Annotated in this window: 1 protein-coding gene; it reads left to right on the top strand. The window is 47.2% G+C overall.

Annotated elements, in window-relative coordinates:
• A partial coding sequence (locus tag R8N49_RS28330) for a LysR family transcriptional regulator (RefSeq protein WP_318190595.1) occupies positions 1–604 on the top strand: 604 nt, incomplete at both ends.

Genomic DNA, 604 nt, shown 5'->3' on the forward strand with positions numbered 1-604 from the left:
AAAGCTCTACATGACCCAACCCGGTGTTAGCCAACACATCAAGAAGTTAGAGCAAAGTTGTCAGCATGCCTTGATCAAACGTGAGAACAAAAGTTTCGAGCTCACCGAACAAGGTCGTATGGTTTACGCCTATGCGTTGGAGCTAGAGGAGCGCGAAAAAAGCTTACTAGAAGAACTCAGCTTTGATGATGCCTATTCTGGCCATTGTAAACTCGCTTGTTCCGGTGCGTTGGCCCTCATGCTTTACGGCCCTCTATTAGAGCAACAAACGCAACATCCTAGTTTGTCCATCCACTTAGAAGCCGCGCCAAACCAATCTATTCTTAATGGTATCTCTGAAGGCCGCATTGATATCGGCATCGTGACTGACGCTCCAAACAAAAGCCTCTTCCAAAGCGAACGAATCGGTCGAGAAGCGCTGTGCTTGATCCTTCCCCACGCATATAAAGCCGAGCCCTTAACGCCTGAGATCTTGCAAAAATGCGGTGTTATTGGCCATCCCGATGCCGAGCACTATATGACGTTGTTTTTTGACCAATGTGCAGAGCCACAATTAAAAGAGATAAAAATGAGTGACATGCCGCTTTCGGGCTTCGTCAATCAA

The organism is Vibrio sp. 1978 (assembly GCF_033344345.1).